This window comes from Luteolibacter rhizosphaerae (genome assembly GCF_025950095.1).
GTDB lineage: Bacteria > Verrucomicrobiota > Verrucomicrobiia > Verrucomicrobiales > Akkermansiaceae > Haloferula > Haloferula rhizosphaerae.
In genome coordinates, this window is sequence record NZ_JAPDDR010000002.1 from 402490 (window position 1) to 426284 (window position 23795).

Annotated in this window: 17 protein-coding genes; 13 read left to right on the plus strand and 4 right to left on the minus strand. The window is 62.3% G+C overall.

Features of this window, described 5'->3' with window-relative positions; genetic code table 11:
- Positions 1-13: 13 nt before the first annotated feature.
- From OJ996_RS04790 to OJ996_RS04810, 5 genes are all read left to right on the plus strand, one after another.
- A complete protein-coding gene (locus tag OJ996_RS04790) occupies positions 14-976 on the plus strand; it encodes a hypothetical protein (protein ID WP_264511740.1) in 963 nt (320 codons plus the stop codon).
- Positions 977-1049: 73 nt separating this feature from the next.
- On the plus strand, positions 1050-2708 hold the full coding sequence (locus tag OJ996_RS04795) for a GH39 family glycosyl hydrolase (RefSeq protein ID WP_264511742.1): 1659 nt from the start codon (positions 1050-1052) through the stop codon (positions 2706-2708).
- A 55-nt stretch (positions 2709-2763) separates the two neighbouring features.
- The gene (locus OJ996_RS04800) at positions 2764-3537 is read left to right on the plus strand and encodes a hypothetical protein (protein ID WP_264511744.1); all 774 of its coding nucleotides are present in this window, start codon (positions 2764-2766) and stop codon (positions 3535-3537) included.
- A gap of 49 nt (positions 3538-3586) precedes the next feature.
- Positions 3587-4051, plus strand: coding sequence for an EVE domain-containing protein (locus tag OJ996_RS04805; protein ID WP_264511746.1), 465 nt, complete (start codon positions 3587-3589; stop codon positions 4049-4051).
- 3 nt (positions 4052-4054) lie between these two features.
- Positions 4055-5464 (plus strand): hypothetical protein, encoded by a 1410-nt coding sequence (locus tag OJ996_RS04810; RefSeq protein ID WP_264511748.1) that lies wholly within the window; start codon positions 4055-4057, stop codon positions 5462-5464.
- A gap of 6 nt (positions 5465-5470) precedes the next feature.
- Here the strand turns inward: OJ996_RS04810 and OJ996_RS04815 are convergent, their stop codons facing one another.
- From OJ996_RS04815 to OJ996_RS04825, 3 genes are all read right to left on the minus strand, one after another.
- The gene (locus OJ996_RS04815) at positions 5471-6505 is read right to left on the minus strand and encodes a BON domain-containing protein (protein ID WP_264511750.1); all 1035 of its coding nucleotides are present in this window, start codon (positions 6503-6505) and stop codon (positions 5471-5473) included.
- Positions 6506-6666: 161 nt separating this feature from the next.
- Positions 6667-7425: a hypothetical protein gene (locus tag OJ996_RS04820; RefSeq protein WP_264511752.1), complete on the minus strand. Its 759-nt coding sequence runs from the start codon at positions 7423-7425 to the stop codon at positions 6667-6669.
- Positions 7426-7454: 29 nt separating this feature from the next.
- Positions 7455-8801: an LptF/LptG family permease gene (locus tag OJ996_RS04825; protein WP_264511754.1), complete on the minus strand. Its 1347-nt coding sequence runs from the start codon at positions 8799-8801 to the stop codon at positions 7455-7457.
- A gap of 102 nt (positions 8802-8903) precedes the next feature.
- Here OJ996_RS04825 and OJ996_RS04830 point away from each other — a divergent pair, with 102 nt between their 5' ends.
- Entirely contained in the window at positions 8904-10901 is a 1998-nt protein-coding gene (locus tag OJ996_RS04830; protein ID WP_264511757.1) for an ATP-dependent DNA helicase, read from the plus strand.
- Positions 10902-11242: 341 nt separating this feature from the next.
- Here the strand turns inward: OJ996_RS04830 and OJ996_RS04835 are convergent, their stop codons facing one another.
- On the minus strand, positions 11243-11956 hold the full coding sequence (locus OJ996_RS04835; RefSeq protein ID WP_264511759.1) for a type I 3-dehydroquinate dehydratase: 714 nt from the start codon (positions 11954-11956) through the stop codon (positions 11243-11245).
- A 161-nt stretch (positions 11957-12117) separates the two neighbouring features.
- On the opposite strand from OJ996_RS04835, the gene OJ996_RS04840 reads away from it, so the two are divergent.
- The 7 genes from OJ996_RS04840 (at position 12118) to OJ996_RS04870 (ending at position 23738) form a co-directional block, all read left to right on the plus strand.
- Positions 12118-12750, plus strand: coding sequence for an Amuc_1102 family pilus-like protein (locus tag OJ996_RS04840; RefSeq protein WP_264511761.1), 633 nt, complete (start codon positions 12118-12120; stop codon positions 12748-12750).
- Between the two features lie 60 nt (positions 12751-12810).
- Positions 12811-14685: an Amuc_1101 family PilM-like pilus complex protein gene (gene mul2B, locus OJ996_RS04845; RefSeq protein ID WP_264511763.1), complete on the plus strand. Its 1875-nt coding sequence runs from the start codon at positions 12811-12813 to the stop codon at positions 14683-14685.
- Positions 14686-14715: 30 nt separating this feature from the next.
- Complete coding sequence (locus tag OJ996_RS04850; protein WP_264511765.1) at positions 14716-15720, plus strand: Amuc_1100 family pilus-like protein; 1005 nt, start codon at positions 14716-14718, stop codon at positions 15718-15720.
- Between the two features lie 13 nt (positions 15721-15733).
- Positions 15734-16798, plus strand: coding sequence for an Amuc_1099 family pilus-like system protein (locus OJ996_RS04855; protein ID WP_264511767.1), 1065 nt, complete (start codon positions 15734-15736; stop codon positions 16796-16798).
- Positions 16799-16864: 66 nt separating this feature from the next.
- Positions 16865-19495, plus strand: a complete 2631-nt coding sequence (locus OJ996_RS04860) for an Amuc_1098 family type IV pilus outer membrane protein (RefSeq protein WP_264511769.1) — start codon at positions 16865-16867, stop codon at positions 19493-19495.
- A gap of 124 nt (positions 19496-19619) precedes the next feature.
- Positions 19620-21545 carry a transcription termination factor Rho gene (gene rho / locus OJ996_RS04865; protein WP_264511771.1) on the plus strand — a complete coding sequence of 642 codons (1926 nt, stop codon included), beginning with the start codon at positions 19620-19622 and terminating at the stop codon, positions 21543-21545.
- Positions 21546-21677: 132 nt separating this feature from the next.
- Complete coding sequence (locus OJ996_RS04870; RefSeq protein ID WP_264511773.1) at positions 21678-23738, plus strand: hypothetical protein; 2061 nt, start codon at positions 21678-21680, stop codon at positions 23736-23738.
- The last annotated feature ends 57 nt before the right edge of the window (positions 23739-23795 follow it).

Here is a 23795-nt window from a genome sequence, read left to right on the forward strand (position 1 = left end):
TTCCTCCGCAATGATGGCAGCCGTGGCTAACGACAAGAACGACCTTCCGGACCGCTTCGGTGCGATGCTGGTGAAGGAACTCCGCCAGAACATGCGGCGGGGAAGTTTCGTCTATCCCTTCTTGGGGATCCACATCTTCGCCATCATCGCCCTGCTGGTGGAGTTCCAGGACCAGAGCGGTTACTCCTTCGAGAAGTATGCCGGCATGCTCAATGTCGAGCTGCTGTGGGATTCGGGTCCTTTCTGGATCGTGGTGACGATCATCTGCGCCATCATCATGCCGCTCGGCGGACTGGTGCTGATGGGGCAGGAGCTGGATGAGGGCAACCACGAGCTCCTGCTGCTCACCAAGCTCAACCGCTGGAAGGTGGTGAGGGGGAAGTTCATCACGCTTTGGGGGCTTTCCGTGCTCACCTTCATCTCGCTGCTGCCCTATGTAATCGTGCGCTACAATGTGGGTGCCATCGAAGTGCTGCGCGAGCTGGCCTGCTCGCTGAGCGTGGTCGCCCTCTCGGCCATGATGTGTGCGGGCGCCATCGGGGCTTCGTCGTTCAAGGGCTTGCTCGCGCGCATCGCGGTGATCGCGCTTTTCATCGGCTCCGCGGCGGTCGGCTGCGGAATTCCCATCGGCTTCGCAGGCGTGGTCACGAAGGAGGCCGGACTCTTCTACCACCTCAATGCCGTGGCCGCGACGATCTGCTACACGGTGATGGGCTTGTCGCTGGCCCGCTCCCGCCTGCGTCTGGTGATCCATGCTTATGAGGTGAAGCCCAGCTTCATGGTCGTGGGCCTGCTCATCTTCACGCCCTTCGTCGTCGGCATGGCCACGGCCATGACCGTGGGTCACGCGGGTTTCGTCGGTCTGATCGGGATGACCTTGGTGGCGATCTATGCCGATGCCACACCGAAGGCTCCGGCCTGGGTGAAGCCACCGTCCCCGAATGTGCCGCCGCCGATGCAGGAGGCCTCGGCCTGAGGTCCGGATTAGGACGTTTGCGACGTGATTCCCTACAAGCGCGGATGGGGTCTACTGCTTCAATGTGGGGCGAATGACCTCCATCAAAACCCTCGCGCTGCTCCTCCTGTCCGGGTCCGCCATGGCGGAATCCTTTCCCGTCACCATCCGCGTGGACGTGGAGCGGCCCGGTGCGGAGCTCAAACCGATCTGGCGTTTCTTCGGCGCGGATGAGCCGAACTACGCCTACATGAAGCATGGCGACGAGTTGTTGGGGCATCTCGGTTCGATGAAACCGAAGGAGGTCTTCTTCCGTGCCCACAGCCTGTTGGTCACCGGCGATGGTACTCCGGCATTGAAGTGGGGCTCGACCAATGCCTACACCGAGGATGCGCAGGGAAACCCGGTGTATGACTGGACCATCGTTGACCGCATCTTCGATACCTACCTGAAGAACGGCGTGCGTCCCTACGTGCAGATCGGCTTCATGCCGCAGGCGCTTTCTGCCAAGCCCGAGCCCTACCGTCATCACTGGACCCCGCTCGCGAAGTATGACGACATCTACACCGGTTGGACCTACCCGCCGAAGGATTGGGCGAAGTGGGAAGATCTCGTCTATCAGTGGGCGAAGCACTCCGCGGAGAAGTATGGCAAGGAGGAGGTGCTGAAGTGGTACTGGCAGACCTGGAACGAGCCGAACATCGGCTACTGGCGCGGCACTCGCGACGAGTTCTTCAAGCTGCATGATCACGCGATCCGTGCCGTTCGCCGTGCCATCCCGGATGCAAAGGTGGGTGGCCCGGATCTTGCGGGAGGTGCCGGCGGGGATTTCCTGCGGGCCTTCCTCGATCACTGCATCAAGGGCAAAAACAAGGCGACCAGCGAGACCGGTACGCCGATCGACTTCATCTCCTTCCACGCGAAGGGCCAGCCGAAGGATATCAACGGTCGGGTGCAGATGGGCATCTCAAGCCAGCTGCGCGATATTGACGGCGCCTTCGCGGTGATCGCGCGTTATCCGGAGTTGAGGGACACGCCGATCGTCATCGGCGAGTCCGACCCGGAAGGCTGCGCGGCCTGTCAGGGACCGAACCTCGCCTACCGCAATGGCACCATGTATTCCAGCTACACCGCGGCCAGCTTCCCGCGGAAGCTCGATCTTGCGGACAAGCACGGAGTGAATCTGGAAGGCGCGCTTACCTGGGCTTTCGAGTTCGAGGATCAACCCTACTTCGCCGGCTTCCGCTCGCTTGCGACCAACGGGATCGACAAGCCGGTGCTGAATGTCTTCCGCATGTTCTCGAAGATGAGCGGCTCGCGCCTGCCGGTATCCAGCGACTCGGCGGTATCCCTGCCGGACATGCTCCGTTCCGGCGTGCGGGGGAAGCCCGATGTGTCGGCACTCGCCGCGGCGGATGGCAAGAAGATCACGGTGCTCGCCTGGCACTATCACGACGACGATCTGCGCGGTCCGGATGCCGAGCTGCGGATCGATCTGTTAGGCGCGCCGAAGGGGGTGCCGAAGGTGAAGCGCTATCTGGTGGATGAAACCCACTCGAACTCCTTCACCGCATGGCAGGCGATGGGATCTCCTCAGACCCCGACGGCCCAGCAGATCGCCGACTTGGAAGAAGCATGCAAGCTGGTGGAGCTGAAGGAAGAGCCGCGCTTCATCGAGGAGGAGAAGCTCTCTGCCGTGTTGCTTACCCTGCCACGGCAAGGGGTGACGCTGCTGGAACTGGAGTGGGAGTGATCTTGCGGAGCACTGCCCGCTTGTCTCCACGGCGTGTTATGTCACGGTGGCCGCGATGACCCTCGGCCGCCTTCTCGCGTTTGTCTGGCTTCTCACGGCTGGAGTGCTCTGTGCCCAGGACGATGGAGAGCCGCCGAAGGACGAGAAGAAAGCCGGGCGGCAGGTACGTTTTCTCGCGGTGGGTGATCTGCCGCCGTTCCGCCAAGAGATCCGGGACGGGGTGGCCTATGAGCTTGAGCCGCCCGCAGGGAGCATCCCGCCGCGCGAGCTGATCGTGGGCTCCGGCCAGCCCGGCGGTGCCGAGGCGCGGATGCTGCTGAACCAGGTGACGGAGGGCTTCAAGATCCCCGCGGGAGCCGGTCCGCTCGTCCTTCGCTACAAGGGCGACAACGGGCAGGCCGAGCCTTGGCTCCAGGTCCAACGTCCGCCGGATGGCGACATGCTGGTGATCCTCTGGCGTGCGGACGGCAACAAGGGAACTTGGGCCAAGCCGACGGCGCTGGTTCTTCCCGACGGCGCGGAGAAAGCCCCCGCGGGGCGCATCCGGATCCTGAATATCGCACCGGTCACGGTGGGCTTGGTCATGGGTGCGGAGAAGCTCGTGCTGCTGCCGGGCAAGCCTTTGGACCGCGCCATCGCGCAGGGTAAGGATGTTCCCTTCCAGCTCGGAGCCGTGGATGCGAAAGGCGAGTTCCGCCGCTTCTACTCGGGTAGCGCGCTGCAAAATCCCGGCGAACGCACGCTGGTGGTGGTCTATCGCGCCGATGGCGTGGACCCGAGAAACGATCTGAAGGCGAACGTGATGCGCGAACCGGTGAACGCGCTTTGAGCCGCGGGCGCGCCTTGCCAGCCAGCGCCCATCCGCTAGTCTGCGGCCCATGCGCTACTGGCTGATCAAATCCGAGCCCGACGTCTTCTCCATCGATCACCTGAAGAAGGCCAAGCGCGAGCCATGGAGCGGCGTGCGGAATTACCAGGCGCGCAACTACATGCGGGATGACATGAAGCCCGGCGATCTCGCGCTCTTCTATCATTCGAGCACGAATCCGCCCGGCGTGGCCGGTATCGCGAAGGTGGCCGGTGAGCCCTATCCGGACCCGACCCAGTTCGATCCGAAGTCCGAGTACCACGATCCGAAATCGACCAAGGAGAACCCGCGCTGGATGCTCGTCGATTTCGACTTCGTCGCGAAATTCGAGGCCGAGATACCGCTCCAAACGCTCAAGGAAGACCCTTCGCTCGAAGGCATGGTAGTGCTGCAGAAGGGCACCCGCCTCTCGATCACTCCGGTCGAAGCCGCCCACTTCAAGCGCGTCTGCAAGCTCGTCGGCTGGAAGCCTTGAGCCATGCCGGACGACGCGTTGAACCCCTATGCCCCGCCGCTTGAAAGCGAGGTGGCTGCCGATCCGCCTGCCGAGGGCTGGATGGTGCAGGGCGGCTACCTCTTGGTGAGGCCCGGCACTGCCTTGCCCCCCATCGCGCTCAATGGCGATGGCCGGGACGAGCATCTCACACCCGGCTTGCGCCGCTTCCAAGTCATCAAAGGCGGAGGCAAGGGCCTGCTGGTTGCGTGCCTGCCCTCGATCCTCGGGATGGCCTGGTTCGTTTTCTGCAAGCTGAACGGCTTCGATCACTATGCGTGGATCGGGTTGCTGGCCATCATCCTCATCGCCCGTCTCAGCGCCGGAAGGGCAGGGGGCGCGACCAGCGTGACCATCTCCGGCTTCTTCTCGGTGGAAGAACTCCGGCGCACGAAGCGCAAAGGTCGCTGGACCGGGCCGATGATGCTCGCCGGCCTTGCCTTTTTGTTCGCCGCGGTCGGGCTGCTGATCTCGGGTGCCGAAATCGAAGTCCCGGCGCTTGGGAAAATAGGCGGGAGAGACCGTGTTTTCTCAGGCTTTCTCCTCTTCGTGTTGATAGGCCTCGGCTTGGTGGTTGGTGCCGCCCGTTGGAGCCAATCGCTGCAGGGCCTGCGCTCACAAGCGTTCCGGGATGGCTGGCTCTATCTAACCGGTGTCCCGCCCCATGCGCTTCACAAGCTCTCGGCCAAGTCGATCGAGCCGCTGCCCCCGCTCCGCATGCGGAAGGTCTCGAAATTCTATCAGCACCGCCTGCCGCTCTCCATCCTGTTAAGGGGACAGGCCACCCACCCGTGGCTCGCGCTGTGGCTCACGATCTTCAAGCTCACTTCATCCCCCCGCTTGGTCCGGCTGCAGTTCGATTGGAGCGAGCGGATTCCGCTACCGCTCGCAGAGGCCGACCGCGATTTGACAGAGCGCTGGAAGAAAGAGTCCGCCAACACCCCGATGGAGAATTGGCAGCTCGTCATGGCCGAACGCCGGGACTCCCCCACGAACGATCTCCGCATGGAGTTCGTGACCTACGCTTCTCCCGATTGGACCCAATTCGTCAGCCTCGTAGCCACGCGCATTTCCGCAGGCCACATCTACACGGAGATCTATCAGGGCATCCTCCAATCATGGAATACGGATGGCCGCTATCACTTCACCTCCAATCCCCCAATGGCCTTCTTGCTTCCCGACTACTTCGATTCACTGGAAGTAAAGGGAACGCTTGAGACCATCTATCAAGCCCATCTCGTCCGCACCGAGGGGCAATCGCTGATTCCCATTTCCGGGGAAGAATACCTTACCGACCTCTATGAGGCCCAAGCCAAAGACATCGCGGCCCTCTATGAGAGCCGCGGCCTACAGTCTCCCTCCGAAGAGATGGAACTGCGGGACTTGCCTGTATAAGCGGTGTCACGGAGTGACGGCCGCCACGCGGGGATCCTTCACGTTCTGAGCCGTGCTGCTTTCGCCAGTCACGCGAATCTCGTTCGATACGATTGAAATGCCCGGAAGACCGCGCGCGGTGGACTCAGCCGCACTACGGGCCTCGCGGCTGGGAGCCGTGCCGGTGATCTTCAGCACCCGCTCGGTCAACTCGCCGCGGATGTCCGCATTCACCAAGCGCTCATCGGCAGCAATCGCCGCGTTGAAGGCCTTCAGCGTATCGTGCTCGCTGGGCACCTTCCCGCCCATGCCTTCCATCGCCAGATCGCTGTTGATCATGATGTCGTCCGCCCACACTTCAGTGACGCCGGTCACGTGCGAGAGATGCACCAGTTGATCCTTTTCACCCGGGCTGCCGACTTCGCCACCCAAGCTGACCACGCCCTCCTTCACCATCACATCCACGTGCACGCCGGTGAAGAGCGGGTTGTCCGCCACCATATAGCGGATCTGCTCGCGGATCGCATCATCCGTCCGCACCGTGTCAAAGGTCACTTCGAGGCGGTTGTCCACCTCTGAAATTCCCGGGATTTCGGTCGCGATTTCGCGGGCAAGCTCCTGCTCGTCCCAAGAACCGATCTCGCCACTCAGAGTCGCGAGACGGTGATCCACGCTCACCTTCACCCGGGTCGCATCGATCGCTCCATGAGCCACCAAGCGCTTCTCCACCCGCTCGGCTAGGACGGCATCCTTTGCCACCGGATTGATGATTCGTACCCGGTTCACGACAGCGCGCACGCCCTCCATGGACTTGGCTCGGGCGACAGCTCGCTCGGCTTGTTGTAGGGACAAAGCGGTACCGCTGACGGTTGCGATGCTATTATCGACCGAGACATCCAGTTTGCAGCCCACCAGCTGTCGGTCGGCCTTGATGTCCATGGCGATGAAGTCGGCGGTGTCCGGGCCGCCTTCAGGGCCCATCTCCGGTGTTGCTGTAGCAGTATTGATAGCTGCGGCCAGCATCATCCACCGGAGGGATCGGAAGAGATTTGATGTATTCATGGCGAAGCGTTTCAGCATTCCTGTCTCGCAAGGGCCGTGCCACGCACGCTACGCCTGTTAGCGCTGAATCGCTTGCGACGATTCCGCCGCATATATCACCCTCCTGCGGGCGTTTGAAGGTCGCTCCACTGCACCCTCTGGGATGCGTATTGCACCCTCCCTCAAGCCTTCTCCCCGGCTTCCACGTCGCCTTCTTCCGCGACGAAATCATTCTCGGAAACCGCATCCTCCTCACTCTCTTCGGAAAGCATCGCTTCCTCCGCGGACAAGCCGCTCTCAGCCGCCTCATCCTCGGAAATCGCCGCGCTCTCCTCGGCCTCTCCTGCCGCAGGATCATCTACCTCCACGGGCTCCTCCGTCGAAACCGGCACCGCCTCTTCAACAGGAGCTTCCTCTTCCACATTCCGCCCCGGCTCCAGCAGCAGGATCACCTCCTCCTGCACCTTCTCCACCTCGGCCAGCGGAATGTCCGGATCGCGGACTATGAAAACATCACCCAGCTTGCGGTGCTCGTAGACGCGCAGGATCCCGCTCGGGGTGCGCTGCGTGTCCGTCTCGCGCAGCACCTTTTGGCGCTCCAGCATCACCGCCAGGATGTAGCGGGCGTTCTCCGTGTGCTCTTCCCCCTCCTCCACCAGACGGCGGAGCAGTTCTTCCGGGCTCTCCCGCTTGAAGGCGTCCTGCTTCTCCGCACCGGCCACCGGCGCGTGATAAACGGTCTTCCAAAAGCAAAAGGCCTTCTCGTCCTCCGCGGTCCGCGCCTTCCACGCGTCCATGCTGAAGTCCTTCCGCACGTAGCCGGAAGACTCCGGATCCGGAAACAGCGCGGTCATGATCTTCTCGCCGTCGTCGAAGGGACGCTCGGTGGCGGAGCAAGCGCGTGCGCGCGAACGGATGTGCCAGGATTCGTTGAGTGCCATGGAAAACGGAAATCGGTCGCCGCAAGCCCTCAGGCCCCGGACGGCAGGAACTTCATCAGCGTCTGGTAAATCGGGCGGCCCGCCAAGCGGCGCTGGAAGAGGTAAACCGCGATCGTGCCGAAAATGATGCTCGGCAGCCATGCCGCCCACACCGCCTTTACGTGGCCGGAGGCGCCCAGGTTCAGGCACACGTTGGAGACGAAGAGCATCCCCGCGCACAGGAAGACCGCCATCGCCACGCCACCGCTCGCCCCGCGCCGCGAAAATACCACTCCCAGCGGCGTCGCCAGCAGCACCACGATGAGGCAATTCACCGGCTGCGCCCAGCGGTAGTGCCACTGCGTCAGGTGACCGCCGCGGCTCGCCCAGCTATTGTCGGGATTCGCCTCCAGCCAGTCGTTCAGATCGGGGATGCCGAGTTGTTCGGCAGGCAGGCCGGGCCGGATGATCTGCGTCGGCACTTCCTCCCAGCCCTCGATCCGCATCGGATCCGGCAGGTTCTTCACGAAGTCCGGGTAGCGGTTCTCGCCGAAGACCCGTTGCCGCGGCTCGGTCAGGGTCCACACGCCCGTCGTCGGCGACCATGCCGCCGTTTTGCCTGAAATGATTGTGTTCAGACGACCGTCCGGGTGCTCTTGGATCACCGTCACATCCTGCAGCGGCACGCCCTTTTGGTAATCGCGCGGGAAGGAGCCCACCATCCAAAGCCGCCGCGCTTGGAAGTTCCGGTAGCGGATGTTCGGCTCGGCCACACCGCCGATGCCCTTGGCTTCGCGCAGGATCGAGTTCTCCGCGCCGATCGCGGCCGGGGCCCACTGGTAGTTTAGCCCCGCGCACAGCACCGCGGCCAGCGTGCCAGCAACCAGGAACGGCATCGTCAGCTGGGCCAGCCCGCGGCCGGTCTGGATCATCGCCACGATCTCCCGCGAGCGGGAGAGGCGGCCCAGGCAGTAGAGGATCGAGAGCAGCAGCGAATAGGGCAGCAGCATCACGATGATCTCCGGCAGCCGCACCGTGTAGAGCTTCAGCGCCAGTTTCACCGGCTCCGGAGCCAGCTTCAGGTCGTCCAGATTATCGCCCAGATCCGCGACCAGCCAGACCACGAAGAGGCCGCCGAGACAGATCAGGAAGATTACCAGGAACTGCCGCGTCACGTAGCGGGCCAGCGTGCCGCTCATGATGTAGAAGAAGCCGCCGATCGCCGGCAGCATGCACAGCGCCATGGCGATCATCGGGCGCAGTGCGTGCGCCTGCTCCTGCACGCCGGGGAAATTCTCCATTTGCTCGGCTACCGCCTCCCGTTCGAGAGGGCCCACCTTGAAGGCGAGAAGAGCGCCGGCGATGGCGAGGATGAGCGGAACGAGGATGCGCGGCATGGCGGGGAATCCGCCCGGAGCATGCGGCGACTTGGCGGTTTGTAAAGATCGCCGGTTTGGTGCTTGGCAGCGGGCTCGCTCCACAGTGCAAATGCGGGCCGCATGATCGCCTCCCTCGAGGGCCAGCCCCTGCCCGATGCCTTCGTCGAGGAGATCGCCTTGGCATTCTCCCACGGCGGCGCCCTCGCCCGGTCAAAGGACTTCGAATTCCGGGCCGAGCAGCAGCAACTCGCCGTGGCCGTGGCCGAAGCCTTGGTCGGGAAACGCTGCCTCGTGGCGGAAGCCGGCACCGGCGTGGGCAAGTCGCTCGCCTACCTCGTCCCCGCCGCCCGCTTCGCCCTTCAGAGCGGGCGCAAGGCGATCATCTCCACCCACACGATCAACTTGCAGGAGCAGTTGATCCGTAAAGATATACCAATTGTTCGGAAGATCTTGGGTGAGGAACTTCCCGCCGTGCTCTTGAAGGGTCGGGGAAACTACCTCTGCCCGCTCCGCCTGCGCCGCGCCTTCGAGCAATCCGGCGACCTCTTCACCTCCACGGAAAACGAGGAGTTGAACCGCATCCGCGAGTGGGCGGAGGGCACCAAGGATGGTACCCTGAGCGATCTCGACTTCCAGCCCTCCATGAAGGTCTGGCTGCAGGTCTGCTCGGAGGCGCACCTCTGCACCGCCCGCCACTGCGGCCCGCGCGGGAATTGCTTCTTCCAGGAAGCCCGCAAGGCCGCGGCCGAGGCCAAGCTGGTGGTGGTCAACCACACGCTCTTCTTCGCCCTGCTGGAGACCGGGGATTCCTTGGAAAACGAGAAGCCCTCCGGTTTCCTGTTTCCGAATGACTTCGTGATCCTCGATGAGGCGCACACGCTGGAGCAAGTCGCCGCCGTCCAGCTAGGCCTCCGTGTCAGTCAGGCGGGCATGCGCTTCGATCTCCAGCGGCTCTACAATCCACGCACCCGCAAGGGCTTGTTACGCTCCTTCCGCAAGTCGTCCGCGCTGCTCGCGGTGGAAGACGCGATCAAGGCGGCCGACGAATTCTTCGGCGATCTGGGCCACGCCGCGCACTTCGGCGAGTACTCGAAGGAATGGCGCGTCCGCCAACCGGAGCTGGTGCCGAATAGCGCCGCCGAGCCCCTGCGTCGCCTCTGGACGGAGATCGATGCCCTCGCCGCGGATGTGGAAAGCGAGACGACCCGCGCCGAGCTGCAGGATGCCTCCCGCAAGCTTCGCGAGGCCCATGGCGCCATCGGCTGCTTTCTCGATCAGAGCGGGGAGGACAATGTCCACTGGATCGAGCGCTCGGGTCGCGATGAGAGCCTTTTCTCCCTGCATGCCGCGCCGATCCGCGTGGCGGACAAGCTCCGCACCCTGCTCTTCGCGCCGGGGAAAACCTGCGTGATGACCAGCGCCACGCTCGGGGTGGGGGATCCCTTGCTCGGCTGGTTCCGCGGCCGGGTCGGCGCGGAGGATGTGCCCGCCCTCTGCATCGGCAGTCCCTTCGATTTCCAGCGCCAGATGAAGATCCGCATCTGGAAAACCATGCCGGAGCCCACCGCTCCCGCCTATGGCAAGGCGCTTGTGGAAGCGATCCGCGCCGCCGTCGAAGCCAGCGAGGGCAAGGCCTTCGTGCTCTTCACGAGCTATCGCACCATGAAAAACGCCGCGGACGCGCTCCGCCGCCACTTCGAGGATCGCGGCTGGCGCCTGCTGGTTCAGGGCGATGGCATGCCGCGTCACCGCATGGTCGAGGAATTCCGGAAGGATATCCACAGCATCCTCTTCGGCACCGACAGCTTCTGGACCGGCGTGGATGTGCCCGGGGAAACGCTCTCGAACGTGGTCGTCACCCGCTTGCCCTTCGCCGTGCCGGACCATCCGCTCACCCAGTCTCGCTTGGAAGCACTCGAAGCGGAAGGGGCGAACCCCTTCATGGAATACTCCGTCCCGGAGGCTATCCTGAAGCTCCGCCAAGGCGTCGGCCGCCTCATTCGCACCGCAAAGGACCAAGGTCTCGTCTCGATCCTCGACAACCGGATCCTGACCAAACGCTACGGCCGCCTCTTCCTCGACGCCCTCCCGCAGGCCCCCGTCGAAGTTGTCGGGTGACCCGGGAGTAACGCACGCAACCCTGAGGATTTGAGAGGCAGGGACCTTTCTCCGAAAGGTCAGGCGGGGGGCGGTCGGAACCTTGGACCTAAAGTTACCCCACTCGAACTCGCGCCTCCAAAGCCCCAAAGGGCGAAAAGAAGAAAGCCTAAGGTAAGGAGCGAGGCGACGCAGCCCATCTCAAAAGCCCCAACGGGGCGACAAGGAGAAAGCCCAGGGTAAGGAGCAACGCGACGCAACCCTGGGTCTACGCGTCAAAAAAATTGGCCCCCTGAAGGGGGGCGAGGAGCTCGCAACTGAAAGAACCGCCCGGATCCACCGAACGCCCTCCACCCCGCGCCTCAAATCCCCACCGAGTCCGCGATCGCCTCCTTCAGCAGCCGGGCGCTCCACTGCCCCGGTGCCGTCGGCGCATTCCCGATGTAGCCGTAGTTTAGCACCCCTCCGTGCTGCGCGCACAGCACCCGGGAAGCCGGTGCCAGCGGCCCCATCCCCATCAGCGCCAGCGGGATCTCAGCTCCCGCCTTCTGTAGCGCTACAAGTTTCTTAAGTCCCTCCAGATCATGCAGTCGAACCGCCGCCTTGAAACATGAGGCACCGGCCTTGGCCGCCTCCGCCGCCAGTTCCGGAATCCTGCCGAAGCTATCGTCCCGGCCCTCGAAATCGTGCCAGGACGCCACCCAGGACAGCCCCTGCTCACGCAGTTCCTCCTTCAAGCTTCCGCTCACATCCACGGAAGCCAATTCGATGTCGATGATCGCCGCGTCGGGAAGACTCGCCCGGAGCAGTTCGAGGCGCTTCCCGGCATCCAGATCTCCGGCTCCTCCCTCATCTCCGCGGCGGGCGGTGAAGAGCAGCGGGAGACCCTCCAGATGTACCCAAGGCCTTGATCCTGTTAGGATGTCTTCCACGTCCAACAGATCGAGCCGGATCTCGATCAGGTCGCAGGCCACCCTCGCCTCGGCAATGCTTGCGGCTGCAAGGCTTTCCGCATTTCCGAAGCTTCCAACCACCAAGGGTTGGTAGGGCTTGAGCACGGGGCGTTGGGAACTCACCGCAGGAGCAGAAACGCCGGGCCCTCCGCCTGTCAACCGTGGCCGTCGATGCACGGCAGTTTCGATGTATATACCTGACGGATTTTTCTCCTGAATTACGAGGATTTCTCTGGTCAATACCCGGAGGCTTTCCCTAGTTCTCCAAAAACCTAAAGCCCACCATGAAACATCGCTTTGCTACCGTCCGTAGGTCGGCACTCGCCGCCGTCGCCGCCACCGCAGCTGCTTTTGCACTGCTTCCGGCATCCGTTTCCGCCCAGGCAAAGGGCGAGGTGGGAAACCTCACCTTCGATGACCTCCCGTCCCCGGACATCAAGGCCGGCAAGGACAAGGCCTTCAAACCGAAGGATTGGCTCGAGGTCGAAGCCGGCTTCAAGCTCCCGGGCACGCCGGAGCAGAAGAAGATCGGCTTCATCAACTCTGTCACCGTGAAGTGGTACGTGGCGATGAAGAACCCGGATGGCAAGGGCTTCATCAAGCTCTCCAAGACGATCGAGCACATCAACGTGCCGGTGGATGAAGAAGTCTTCACTTCCGTCTACATGTCGCCCAGCGCCCTGAAGCGCCTGACCGGTAAGGACAAGGCTGGCAAGGGTGCCGTAGAAGCCGTCGGCCTCGAAGTTCTCGTCGATGGCGAGAAGGTCGGCCAAGCCTCCGTGAAGCAGAAGGAAGGCTGGTGGTCGTCCGGCAGCCTCTCCGACCAGAGCGACAAGTTCCCCCTTCTCAACAAGAACGAGACTCCGTTCCAAATGTTCTGGTACGACCGCTACGCGGAGATCCAGAAGGAGCGCTGATCGCGGCTTTCCCTCCCCGGCGTCCGCTCTCGAATTCCCGTCTTTTTCCCAAAGCCCGTCATGGCTGACAACCAGTCCTCAATCGCATTAAACATCGGCTCCCAGCGGGTCAGCATGGCCGTCTTCGAGCCATCGAAGTCCGGCAGCAGCCTCGTCCTGAAGGCCTACGACAGTGAAACCGTGCTGGCCGATCCGGCCACCGAGGCTTCCCGTCCGGCCCAGATCGCCTACGCCATCGGCCAGCTCAGCCAGCGGCTGAAGGCCAAGGGCAAGGTCCGCTACGCTGTCTCCGGCCAGTCCGTCTTCACCCGCTTCGTCAAGCTTCCGCCCTTGGGCGACGATGACATCGAGCAGCTGGTGACCTTCGAAGCCCAGCAGCACGTCCCCTTCCCGCTGGAAGAGGTCGCATGGGACTACGAGATCCTCGAAAGCTCCGGTGAGAAGGAAGTCGTGATCGTTGCGATCAAGGCTGAATCCCTCGACGAACTCAACGAGTCGGTGACCTCCACCGGCATGAGCACCGCCGAAGTGGATGTCGCCCCGATGGCGCTCTACAATGCCTTCCGCGCCGCCTATCCGAATGTCACCGAGCCGGTCCTCCTGATCGACATCGGCGCGAAGGCGACCGACCTGCTTTACATCGAAGGCAAGCGCTTCTTCACCCGCAGCGTGAACCGCGGCGGCGTCTCGATCACCTCGGCGATCTCGAAGGAGTACGGCGTGCCCTTCGGCGAGGCGGAAGCCCACAAGACCCAGAGCGGTCTGGTGGCCCTCGGCGGCGGTCACACCGAGCAGCTCGATGAGACGACGGCGGCCCTCGCCTCGACCATCCGCAATGCCCTCGGCCAGCTGCCGGCGGAAATCGCCCGCACCACGAACTACTACCGCAGCCAGCACGGCGGCAATGCGCCGAAGATGGTGGTGCTCGCCGGTGGTGGCGCGAACCTCCCTTACACCAAGGAGTTCTTCGAAGAAAAGCTGCACCTGCCGGTGGAGTTCTTCAATCCCGTCAGCGCCATCTCCGTCGGCAAGAACGTCGATACCGAGAAGCTGGGCCGCGAGGCTCACCTGATGGGCGAGCTGGTGGGCCTCGGCCTGCGCAGCATCGGCAAGTCCGCGATCAACATCGACCTCGTTCCGACCAAGGTTCAGGCCGCCCGTACCGCGGACAAGCAGAAGCCCTTCTTTATCGGAGCGGCGGCTCTCTTCCTCGGCGGTCTTGCCGCATGGGGGCTCTTCAACACTCTCGCCAAGGCCAAGGCCGAAGGTGAACTCAAGAGCCTCACCGAGCAGAAGGAAGCCCTCGAGCAATACAACACGCCGCTGCAGGCCCAGACCAAGCAGCAGGCCGCGCTCGTGGAACGCGCCTCTCAATACACCAAGACCGAAGAGGAGCGCAGCTTCTGGCTCGAAACCATCCAGGAGGTCCAAGCGGCATTCGCCAGCGAGGCGGTCTGGATCACCGACTTCGAGCCGGTCTTCGGCTATCAGCCCTTCGAGAAGGACAACAAGCCGCGCTCGACCGTGAAGGGCGAGTTCTACAGCATCAACTACGGCCAGACCGCCCTTGAGAGCATCAAGGTGGAAGGCCCGAATGCTGGCAAGAAGCCGGCGAAGGGTGCTCCGCCCGCTCCGGAAATCACGCCGACCGCGAATGCCATCCGCATCACCGGTTTCTGGCGCAGCAATCCACGCGGCAGCAATGTCATCTACGACATCCTGAAGAAGCTCCGCGCGAATCCGCAGCACCTCAAGTTCGAGGCGCTGCCGTGGACCGCCGCTTCCGGCAAGACCCCGGCCAAGTTCGGCACCGAGCCGGTCGAAGTGCCGGATCAGAACATCGTCAAGCAATTGGAAAGCGCCCCGGCCGCCGAGGAATTCGCTGCTCCTTTTGTCGTCGTCATCCCGCTTTCCCGCGAAGTTCCCGTCCGCTGATCGTCACCCCAATTTAACACGCCCTCGACCATGAGCTGGATCCAGGAAAACCGTTTCGCCGCCGGACTCGGCGGTATCACCGCCGTCGCCGCTGCCGGCCTGATCGCTTGGGCGGTCAGCGCGGGCAATGGCTACACCAAGGCCAAGGAGGAGTTCGACACCACCGCTCAAGAAGTGGATAAGATGGTGAAAGGCCCTGTCTTCCCGAACGACGAAAACCTCTCCGAGAAGGAGAAGGCCGTGAAGGATTACAAGGAGTCCGTCTCCAAGCTGGAGCAGGCCTTCGACAAGTTCCGCGCGCCGACCCCGGCCAACATCGAGCCCGGTGACTTCAACGACGCCGTGAAGAAGGCGCTCGAAGCCGCCACCAAGGCGATCACCGATGCCAAGGGTGAAGTGCCCGCCGACTTCTTCATCGGCTTCGAAGCCTACAAGGACGCCCCGGCCCGCAAGGAAGCCACCGGCATCCTGAGCTACGAGCTGGAAGCCATCAGCAACCTCTTCGCCAGCCTCGCCGCTTCCGGCCCGGCCAAGGTGCTTAACGTGACCCGCCCGCTGCTTGAAGAAGAAGAAGGCAAGGTCTTCGACGGCAAGGGCAAGAGCTACCGCGCCCTGCCGATCGAAATCTCCTTCAACGGCAAGGAAGATGTCCTGCGCAAGTTCCTCTCGTCCTTGGATGACTCCGGGAAGTTCTACTATGTGATCCGCTCGGTTCGCGTGGTGAACGAGAAGCTGAAGGCTCCGACCGCTGCCGATGGTCAGTTCAAGACGGAGGAAGCCGGTGCCGAAGGCGCGGCTGCCGCGCCTGCCGCCGATCCCTTCGGTGGTGCCGCTGCCGGTGGCTTCGTGCTGCCGGGAGAAGGCGATGCCGCCGCCCCCGCTGCTCCTGACGCTGCTGCTCCTGCCCCCGCTCCCGAGGCCGCCGCGCCTGCTGCCGGTGGCAGCGGTGTGATCCTTCAAGAAGTCCTCGGTGCAGAGAAGATCAATGTCTTCCTCCGCATCGACATCATCCAATTCCTCGACGCGAAGGCTTAACAAACCCACGTCCATGTCCAAGCTACCGAAAAACTTTGAAAAGATCCTGCTCGGCGTTGGTGGCGTGTGTGCCATCGGCTTCGCCGCCATGGGATTCATGAAACTCGGCGCAGTCGAAAACGACTTCTCCGCCACGGTGCCCAAGTCGGGTAAAGACGAGATCGCGATCCCGGAAGCCCCGGCCACCGCCAAGGCGGTGAACTCGCTGACCTCGAACCGCACCATCGAAGTGGGCCAAGCCGGGGATCGCCCGGTGGATCTCTTCATCGGCGTGCCGCTTTTCGTCGATAAGAACAACCTTACCGATCCCGTCGATCCGCTCGCCACGGGTGGTCGCGTCGTTCATCCGCCGATCCCGAACGATTGGTGGATCAAGACCGGTGCCAACATGACCTTCGCCGACTCGCCGCAGCGCGACGACGACAGCGACGGCTTCTCCAACCTCGACGAATACGAGGCGAAGACCGATCCGGTCGATGGCAAGAGCATCCCGCCGCTCATCTACAAGCTCGCCTACCTTAAGGACGAGTCGATCAAGTGGTATGTCGAGTTCGGCTTCGAGTCGGAAGGCAAGTGGGGTCCGAAGCTCCTCGGCCAGATGCCGGACAAGAAGGCATTCAACAACCGTGTAGGTGCCGCTGAGATGCTCGCTCCGGGGGACACCTTCTTCATCGGCAAGCAGCCCTTCCAGAACCGTTTCAAGTTCATTGGTATCGTCCAGAAGGAAGTTACTAGCAAGCGCACCGGCCTGACGCAGAACGTCAACGTGGCCGAGTTTGAAGACCTCAAGCCCAACAAGAAGGGCACGAAGTACCAATCCCAGTATGGTCTCCCGGACGCGGAGATCGATGCCAATGCCTACTATGATCGCACCGCGGTGCTGGATCTCCAGGCCATCGGTGAATCGGGTAAGGAATTCAAGGTCGAGGAAGGCACTACCTTTGCCCTGCCGCCGAGCGCGACAGAGAAGAAGTACCTCCTCAAAACAGTGACGCCGGAAGGCATCGAGGTTGAGTACACCGAGGGAACTGAGACGAAAACCGTTTCAATTCCAAAGGGCGGCACAGCTACAAAGTAAATCAATTCGTTTTTGAAAAAATCGCTTCCCAATCGCCGGTCTGACCGGCAGAACACAGCCCCAACCATGCAAAAAACGCCAACCAATCGCACCTGCAAGACTGCCGCCACGCTGATGGCTTTGGCAGCTGTCATGCCGGTCACCCTTACGGTTGCCAACGCCGGCGAAGGATACTCCGGCGGCGGCGGCTATAGCGGTCTCGCCCAAAAGGAAATGATCCGCCGCCAAAACGCGGTTGCAGACGCGGACCGTCTGCTCGTCGAAGGCCGCGAGGCCTACGCGAAGGAGAAGTACAAGGAAGCCGTGGACAAGTATCGTGAAGCCCTCGCCGTCCTCCCGGATGCGCCGATGGTTGCCGATCGCCGCGCCGTCCTCGTCGCCCACCTTGGCGACGCTTCCACCGCTCTGGGTGATGCCTACCGCCGGGTTGGCAAGTATGAAGAAGCCCGCTCCCTCACTGCTGCGGTGCTCGAAGAAGATCCGCACAACGTGGATGCCAAGCGCATCAACGAGTGGCTTGACGATCCGATCCGCACGAACCCGGCGCTCACCTACGAGCACACCGAGAACGTCGACAAGGTCCGCCGCAGCCTCTACCTCGCCGAAGGTGCCTACAACCTCGGCAAGTATGACGACGCTTTCCGTCACTACGAGGACGTCATCCGCGTGGACCCCTTCAACAAGGCCGCCCGTCGTGGTATGGAGCGCCTTGCCCAGGCCAAGACCGATTACTATCGCGCCGCTTACGACCACACCCGCGCCGAGCTTCTCTCGCAGGTGGACGCGGCATGGGAGCTTTCCGTTCCGCCGATCATTTCGGACATCCCGGCTTCCGGCACCGATAGCAATGTCGTTTCCGGCGGCACCACCTACATCCTCGAAAAGCTTCGCGACATCACCATCCCGGTGATCGACTTCGAAGACACCTCCGTGGAAGAGGCCATCGACTTCCTCCGCCTGCGCTCCCGCGAGCTGGACACCAAGGAAGCCGATCCGACCCGCAAGGGCATCAACTTCGTGATTCGCAAGCCCCGCTCCGGCGGCAGCGGTGATGCCGCTCTGGATGCCGACGCCGCTGGCGGTCTCGGTGCCACCGCGGACCCGGGCTCCCTCCGCATCCGCGAACTGCGCCTTCGCAACGTTCCGCTTGCTGAAGCCCTGAAGTACATCTGCGAACAGACCAAGCTGCGCTACAAGGTCGACGAATACGCCGTGACCCTCGTGCCGGCCACGGAAACGGATGAAGATCTATTCAACCGCACCTTCCGCGTTCCGCCGGATTTCCTCGCCAAGCTTGGCGGTGGCGGCGCAGCCGACGCGGGTGGTGGCGATGCCGATCCCTTCGCTTCGGATGCCGGTGGCGGCACCGGTGCGCGTATCCAGCCCCGCGCGAACGAAACCGATCTGCTCAAGCAGAACGGCGTGAAGTTCCCGGAAGGCGCCTCGGCCAAGTTCTTCCCGGGCAACTCGACGCTCCTCGTCCGTAACACCCCGACCAACCTCGACCTGATCGAGGGCATCGTGGACAACATGGGCAAGGACACGCCGAAGCAGGTGAAGATCTCCACCAAGTTCGTGGAAATCTCCCAGGAGAACACCGACGAGCTCGGCTTCGATTGGATCGTCTCGCCCTTCGGTCTCTCCGCGAACTCCGTCTTCCTCGGCGGTGGCACGGTGAGCGCCGGCCAGACCCGCACGAATGCTGACTTCATCGGCACCGTTTCCGGCGTGAACATCCCGGGCGTCCCGGCTGCGACCGGCACCAATGTGAGCGACATCGTGACCGCCGGTCTTCGTTCCGGTGACGGCGCGATCAACCGCAACAACATCGATGCCGTCCTGAACAATCCGAACCGCACCGCACAGAGCGCCAGCCCGGCACCGGGTATCGCTGCTCTCACCGGTCTGTTCTCGGATGGCCAGGTGCAGCTCATCATGCGCGGTCTCGCCCAGAAGAAGGGCACCGACCTGATGACCGCTCCCAGCGTGACCGCCCGCTCGGGTGAGAAGGCGCTGATCGAGATCATCCGCGAATTCATCTACCCGACCGAATACGAGCCCCCGGAACTTCCGAACTCGATCGGTGCGACCGGTGGTGGTGGTATCGGCATCGGCGGTGGTAACTCCGGTATCTTCCCGGTGACCCCTGCTACCCCGACCTCCTTCGAAACCCGCAACACGGGTGTTACCCTCGAAATCGAGCCCACCATCGGTGGTAACGACTTCGTGATCGACCTCCGCTTCGCTCCGGACATCGTCGAGTTCGAAGGCTTTGTGAACTACGGCAGCCCGATCCAATCGCCTGCCACCGACTTCCTCGGCAACCCGACGACCGTGACCATCACGGAAAACCGGATCGAGATGCCGGTGTTCTCGAGCCGCCGCGTGACCACGGCCCTCACCATCTTCGACGGTTACACCGTCGCAGTCGGTGGCCTGATGCGCGAGGACGTGCAAACCGTTGAAGATAAGGTGCCTGTGCTTGGTGACCTCCCGGTCGTCGGCCGCCTGTTCCAGTCCAAGGCTGAGAACCGGATCAAGAGCAACCTGATCATCTTTGTTACCGCACAGATCATCGACGCGACCGGCAAGCCGATCCGCGAGAGCGCTGCAACCGCTGGCAATGCGCCGGTGAGCGATGCTCTCCCGACCGCCACCGGCGGTGCCGATCTGCTTCCGCCGCCTCCGGCCGAGTAAGCTTAGAACGATCAAAGGATCAATCACGCGGGCGGAAGGGAAACCTTCCGCCCGTTTTCTTTCCGTCGGGAGTCGGTTGGATTTGCCAGTTGCACGGATCGGTCTCCCGCTCCTATCTCGGCCCATGCACGTCTTCGGCCTGAGCGGTGGGATCGCGAGCGGGAAATCCACGGCCTGTCGTCTTCTCGCGGAGATCTTCCCGGGCACGGTGCTTTTTGATGCCGACGCTTGTGTACACGCGCTCTTGGCCAAGCCGGGACCGGTCGCTTATGCGATTGCAGCTCGTTTCGGCTCCGGAGTGATCGCCGCGGATGGATCGGTCAGCCGGGCGGTGCTGCGGGAGATCGTGTTTCAGGACCCGCATGCACGTAAGGATCTGGAAGGCATCGTCCACCCCCGGGTCCGCGAGGAATGTCTTGAATCTTCGGCATCCGCCCGCAGAATGGGCGCGGCCCTCTTCGTTGCGGACATTCCGCTGCTCTTCGAGAACGGATTCGACCTCGGCCAACAGGCGAATCTCCTCGTTGCCGCCGGAAACGAAACCCGGCGCAGACGATTGCGGGAGCGCAACGGATTCGACGATGCTAAAATCGATGCCGTTTTCGCGGCCCAGATGCCCCAGGATGAAAAGCTCCGCCGTGCGGATCATGTGTTCTGGAATGAAGGCCCGGCCACCGTCCTTGAAGCGCAACTCAGGCGCTTCCTCCAATCCCACGCTATCATGAGCGAAGACACCGAGCTCCCCGAGCTTCCCGCAGGAACCTCTGCCGCCGTCCAAGAAACCGCGCCTGCCCCGCAGGTGATCGATATCAATTCCTTCCGCCTCAAGCCTTTGGGAGAGTTGCTCGCGATGGCGGAAGCGGTGCCGGCGCGGATCACTCCCGGGGCACCGAAGACCCAGTTGATTTTCGAGCTCCTTAGCTTTTACGCGAACGAGGGCGCCACCTTGATCGGCGAGGGAATCGTCGAACAAGCGAAGGAGAACTACGCCATGCTGCGCGACCCCGCCCGCAGCTTCCGCACTTGTCCGGATGACCTTTACGTGAACGGGCACCTGCTCCGCGATCACAACCTGCGTGCGGGCAATCGCGTGAAAGTCCGGATTCGTGCGCCGCGGGACCGTGACAAGTATCTTTCCGCCACCGAGATCTTGGAGATCGAGGGCATCCCCCTCGCCGAGTACAAGACTCCGAAGGAGTTCGACAAGCTCACCCCGCTTTTCCCGGACCGCCGCATCGTGCTGGAGGGTGAGGGACCGGAGGCCATCGGCGTGCGCGTCCTCGATCTCGTCGCCCCGCTTGGCAAGGGCCAGCGCGGCCTGATCGTGGCTCCGCCGCGTGGAGGCAAGACGATCTTGCTCAAGCAGATCGCCAAGTCGATCCGGCGCAATCATCCCGAGGTCGAATTGATCGTGGTGCTGCTGGATGAGCGCCCGGAGGAAGTTACCGACTTCGAAGAAACGGTGGGGACCACGGTCTATGCTTCAACCTTCGATGAGGCACCGCGCCGGCACGCCCAAGTGGCGGACCTTGTGATCGAACGGGCGCGCCGCTTGGTGGAGCAAGGGAAGGATGTCGTGCTTTTGCTGGATAGCTTGACCCGTCTCGCCCGGGGCCATAACGCCGCGAATCAAGGCGGGCCGATTGGCAGCGGCGGGGTAAGTCCGGCAGCGCTCCAAAAATCGCGGAAGTTCTTCGGGAATGCGCGGAATGTCGAGGAGGGCGGTAGTTTGACCGTTCTCGCAACCGCTCTCATCGAAACCGAGAGCCGGATGGATGACGTGATTTTCGAGGAGTTCAAGGGGACCGGTAACATGGAGGTGCGCTTGGACCGGGAGCTTGCGGAACGCCGCGTTTACCCGGCGATCCACATCCCGCAGAGCGGCACCCGCAACGACGACCGCCTCTACCATCCTGAAGAATTCGTGAAGGTTTTGGATATTCGTAGACAACTGGCCCAGTTGCCGGTGGGGGATGCCATCGAGACCCTTCTCAAGAACCTCCGCGCTACGAAAACCAATGCGGAATTGCTCCTTCGGGGCTTGCGCTAATGCGTGTTGTGTGGCATGGCATTGACATTGCATTCAGTGGCTTTTGCGGATCAATGTGAAGACGCCGTGAAGAGCGCGTTTGCGCCAAGAATCTGCTTGTCAAAGCAGGGGAGGGGCTGAAGGTTTTCCCACATGAAAACCCGCCGGACCTTGCTCACCCTTGCAGCCCTTATGACCGTTCAGGCCGCGAAAGCGGACTTGGTCATGGCATTGGGTGCAAACAAAACCCACTATCAGATTAGCGGCCAAACCCTCCGTTTCGAAGGTGGCGAATTGAACCTTTTCCTTCGCGACGGCTTGGTCATTCTTGACGGTGCCTGCGTCATCGACCCGCAGCTTTTCTTCTTCCCGCCCAGCAATATCCCGCCGTGTCCGCTTGGTGCCACCGGCTTCATCGCGACAGGTGATGTGGATCGCGACGGCGTGCGCGATGACAATCAATACTGGTCGGTGGCGAGCGTGATTCCCGCGTTCGTGATCGAGCCGTCCCGCCCGGAGATTCCCCAGCTTTATTCCGGCCCGCCTTCAAAGCTGCCGCGCCCGCTCCAGAACTTCCGCGACGACGCGGTGGTTACTTTCTACGACATCAGCACGGCGGTGGTGCGCCAGTATGATCAGTCCCGCTACGAACTCATTCGTCCCTACGGCTCGGTCCGCCAGGTGGAAACGGCACAGGCTTTGGGCAACGTGCTGGCCGACGGTAACATCGAGGTAATCGTCACTGGTGCCGATATTGCGGGCTCGCCGCTTTCCGTCCCCGTCGCGGTGACGGGTCCTTTCATCAACGAAGATGACGAGCTTGTCCCCGGGATGACCGGTCCGCAATGGGCTGCAGCCATTCGGGAAGCGCTGAACGACGTGGACGCCATCACCGACTTTTACAGCGTGGGCGGACAAGGTAACTTGGTCACGCTGAGCGAAATTGTTCCGAACGGCAATGATCCGACCCTTAACATCAATCTCCAGCCTGGCACGGCGGTAGTGGTTGGTCTGCCTTCCACGGTAAGCCTCAATACCACGGTGGGAGCTTTCAATGCGCCCGTGGCCGCTCTGAAGCAGATGAACGAGGAGATCGTTCCGGGCCAATACATCTTCACCTTCCCACGCCTCGGTAGTCCGGATCTCAATCCGGTTGCGATTCCGGTGACCATCGTGCCGAACTTGGAGGCCGTGAATCCCGCCTCCCGCACGCGCGCCGGCTTCCGCTTCACCTCCGGCACATGGAATGGCGATATCTACCAGATGGATCCCCGTTTGATCAGCAGGATCACATGGACGGGTAATGACCGCTCAGTAATCCGTCCGGGAGACCAGTTCTATTTCTCGATCTTGAACGATGCCGAGGATTTCCTGCAGTTCCCCCCGACCATCCCACAGAACCCGGTGCTGCTGCCGATTCCGACGGTCCAGCAATACAATCTGCCTCCGTTCTTCTTCGACGTCGGTCAAACCGGCGTGATGGACCTGCGGTATCAGCGGAATTTGTTGACCAATGGCGTATCGGGTGACTTCTCCGAGCGTAATTTCCGCGCCAAGGTGGCCTTCGTGGATAGCTTCAACGGCTTCGTCCAAACCACCTTCCCGCTTGGGACGATGAAGCGCGACCTGACCCCGAAGGGTGATATCGACAGGGACGGGATGACGAATGTCGAAGAGTTCGCCTACCAGTTCCCCACCAACGAGGATATTTCGGCACGTGCTCGCGAGCAATTTGTTCCTGGCCCGCCTAGCCTCTTCAATGGCATCCCTGTAACGGAGCGGTTCTCTCGCGTAATCACGAAAGTCCCGACGCCGATCATCGACTCGGCCGATCAGCCGACCGGTCCTGCTGCTCCCTTCCTTGATGAGGAAGACAAGGTAACCTTGGAAGTGCCGGTCCGTCCGCGCACGGGCAATACCCTGCGCTACAGCTTTGTGGAGAGGATCGAAGGGAAGAAGAAGGGTAAGAAGATCAGGATCCCTCAGGACTACACTGTCTCCAGCCGTTTTGTGGAATCTTCCATGCAGGTGATCCTCGAGGTCGAACTGGTAGCTGCCGGTGGACAGACCGTCGGATTCCGGACTCGTGCGGGCGAAACCACCGTGAATTTGACACAGGAGTTCTTGGTCCTGAAGGCCAACAATCCGCTTGTCGGCGAGGAAGCAACTGTTCCTGACATCCAAGTGATCCTCGATGCCGTTACGGTGAAGTAAGGATTGCCTTCGTCCCGTTCCGAATGATCCGGGATTTTGAATTCGACAATGGCTCCG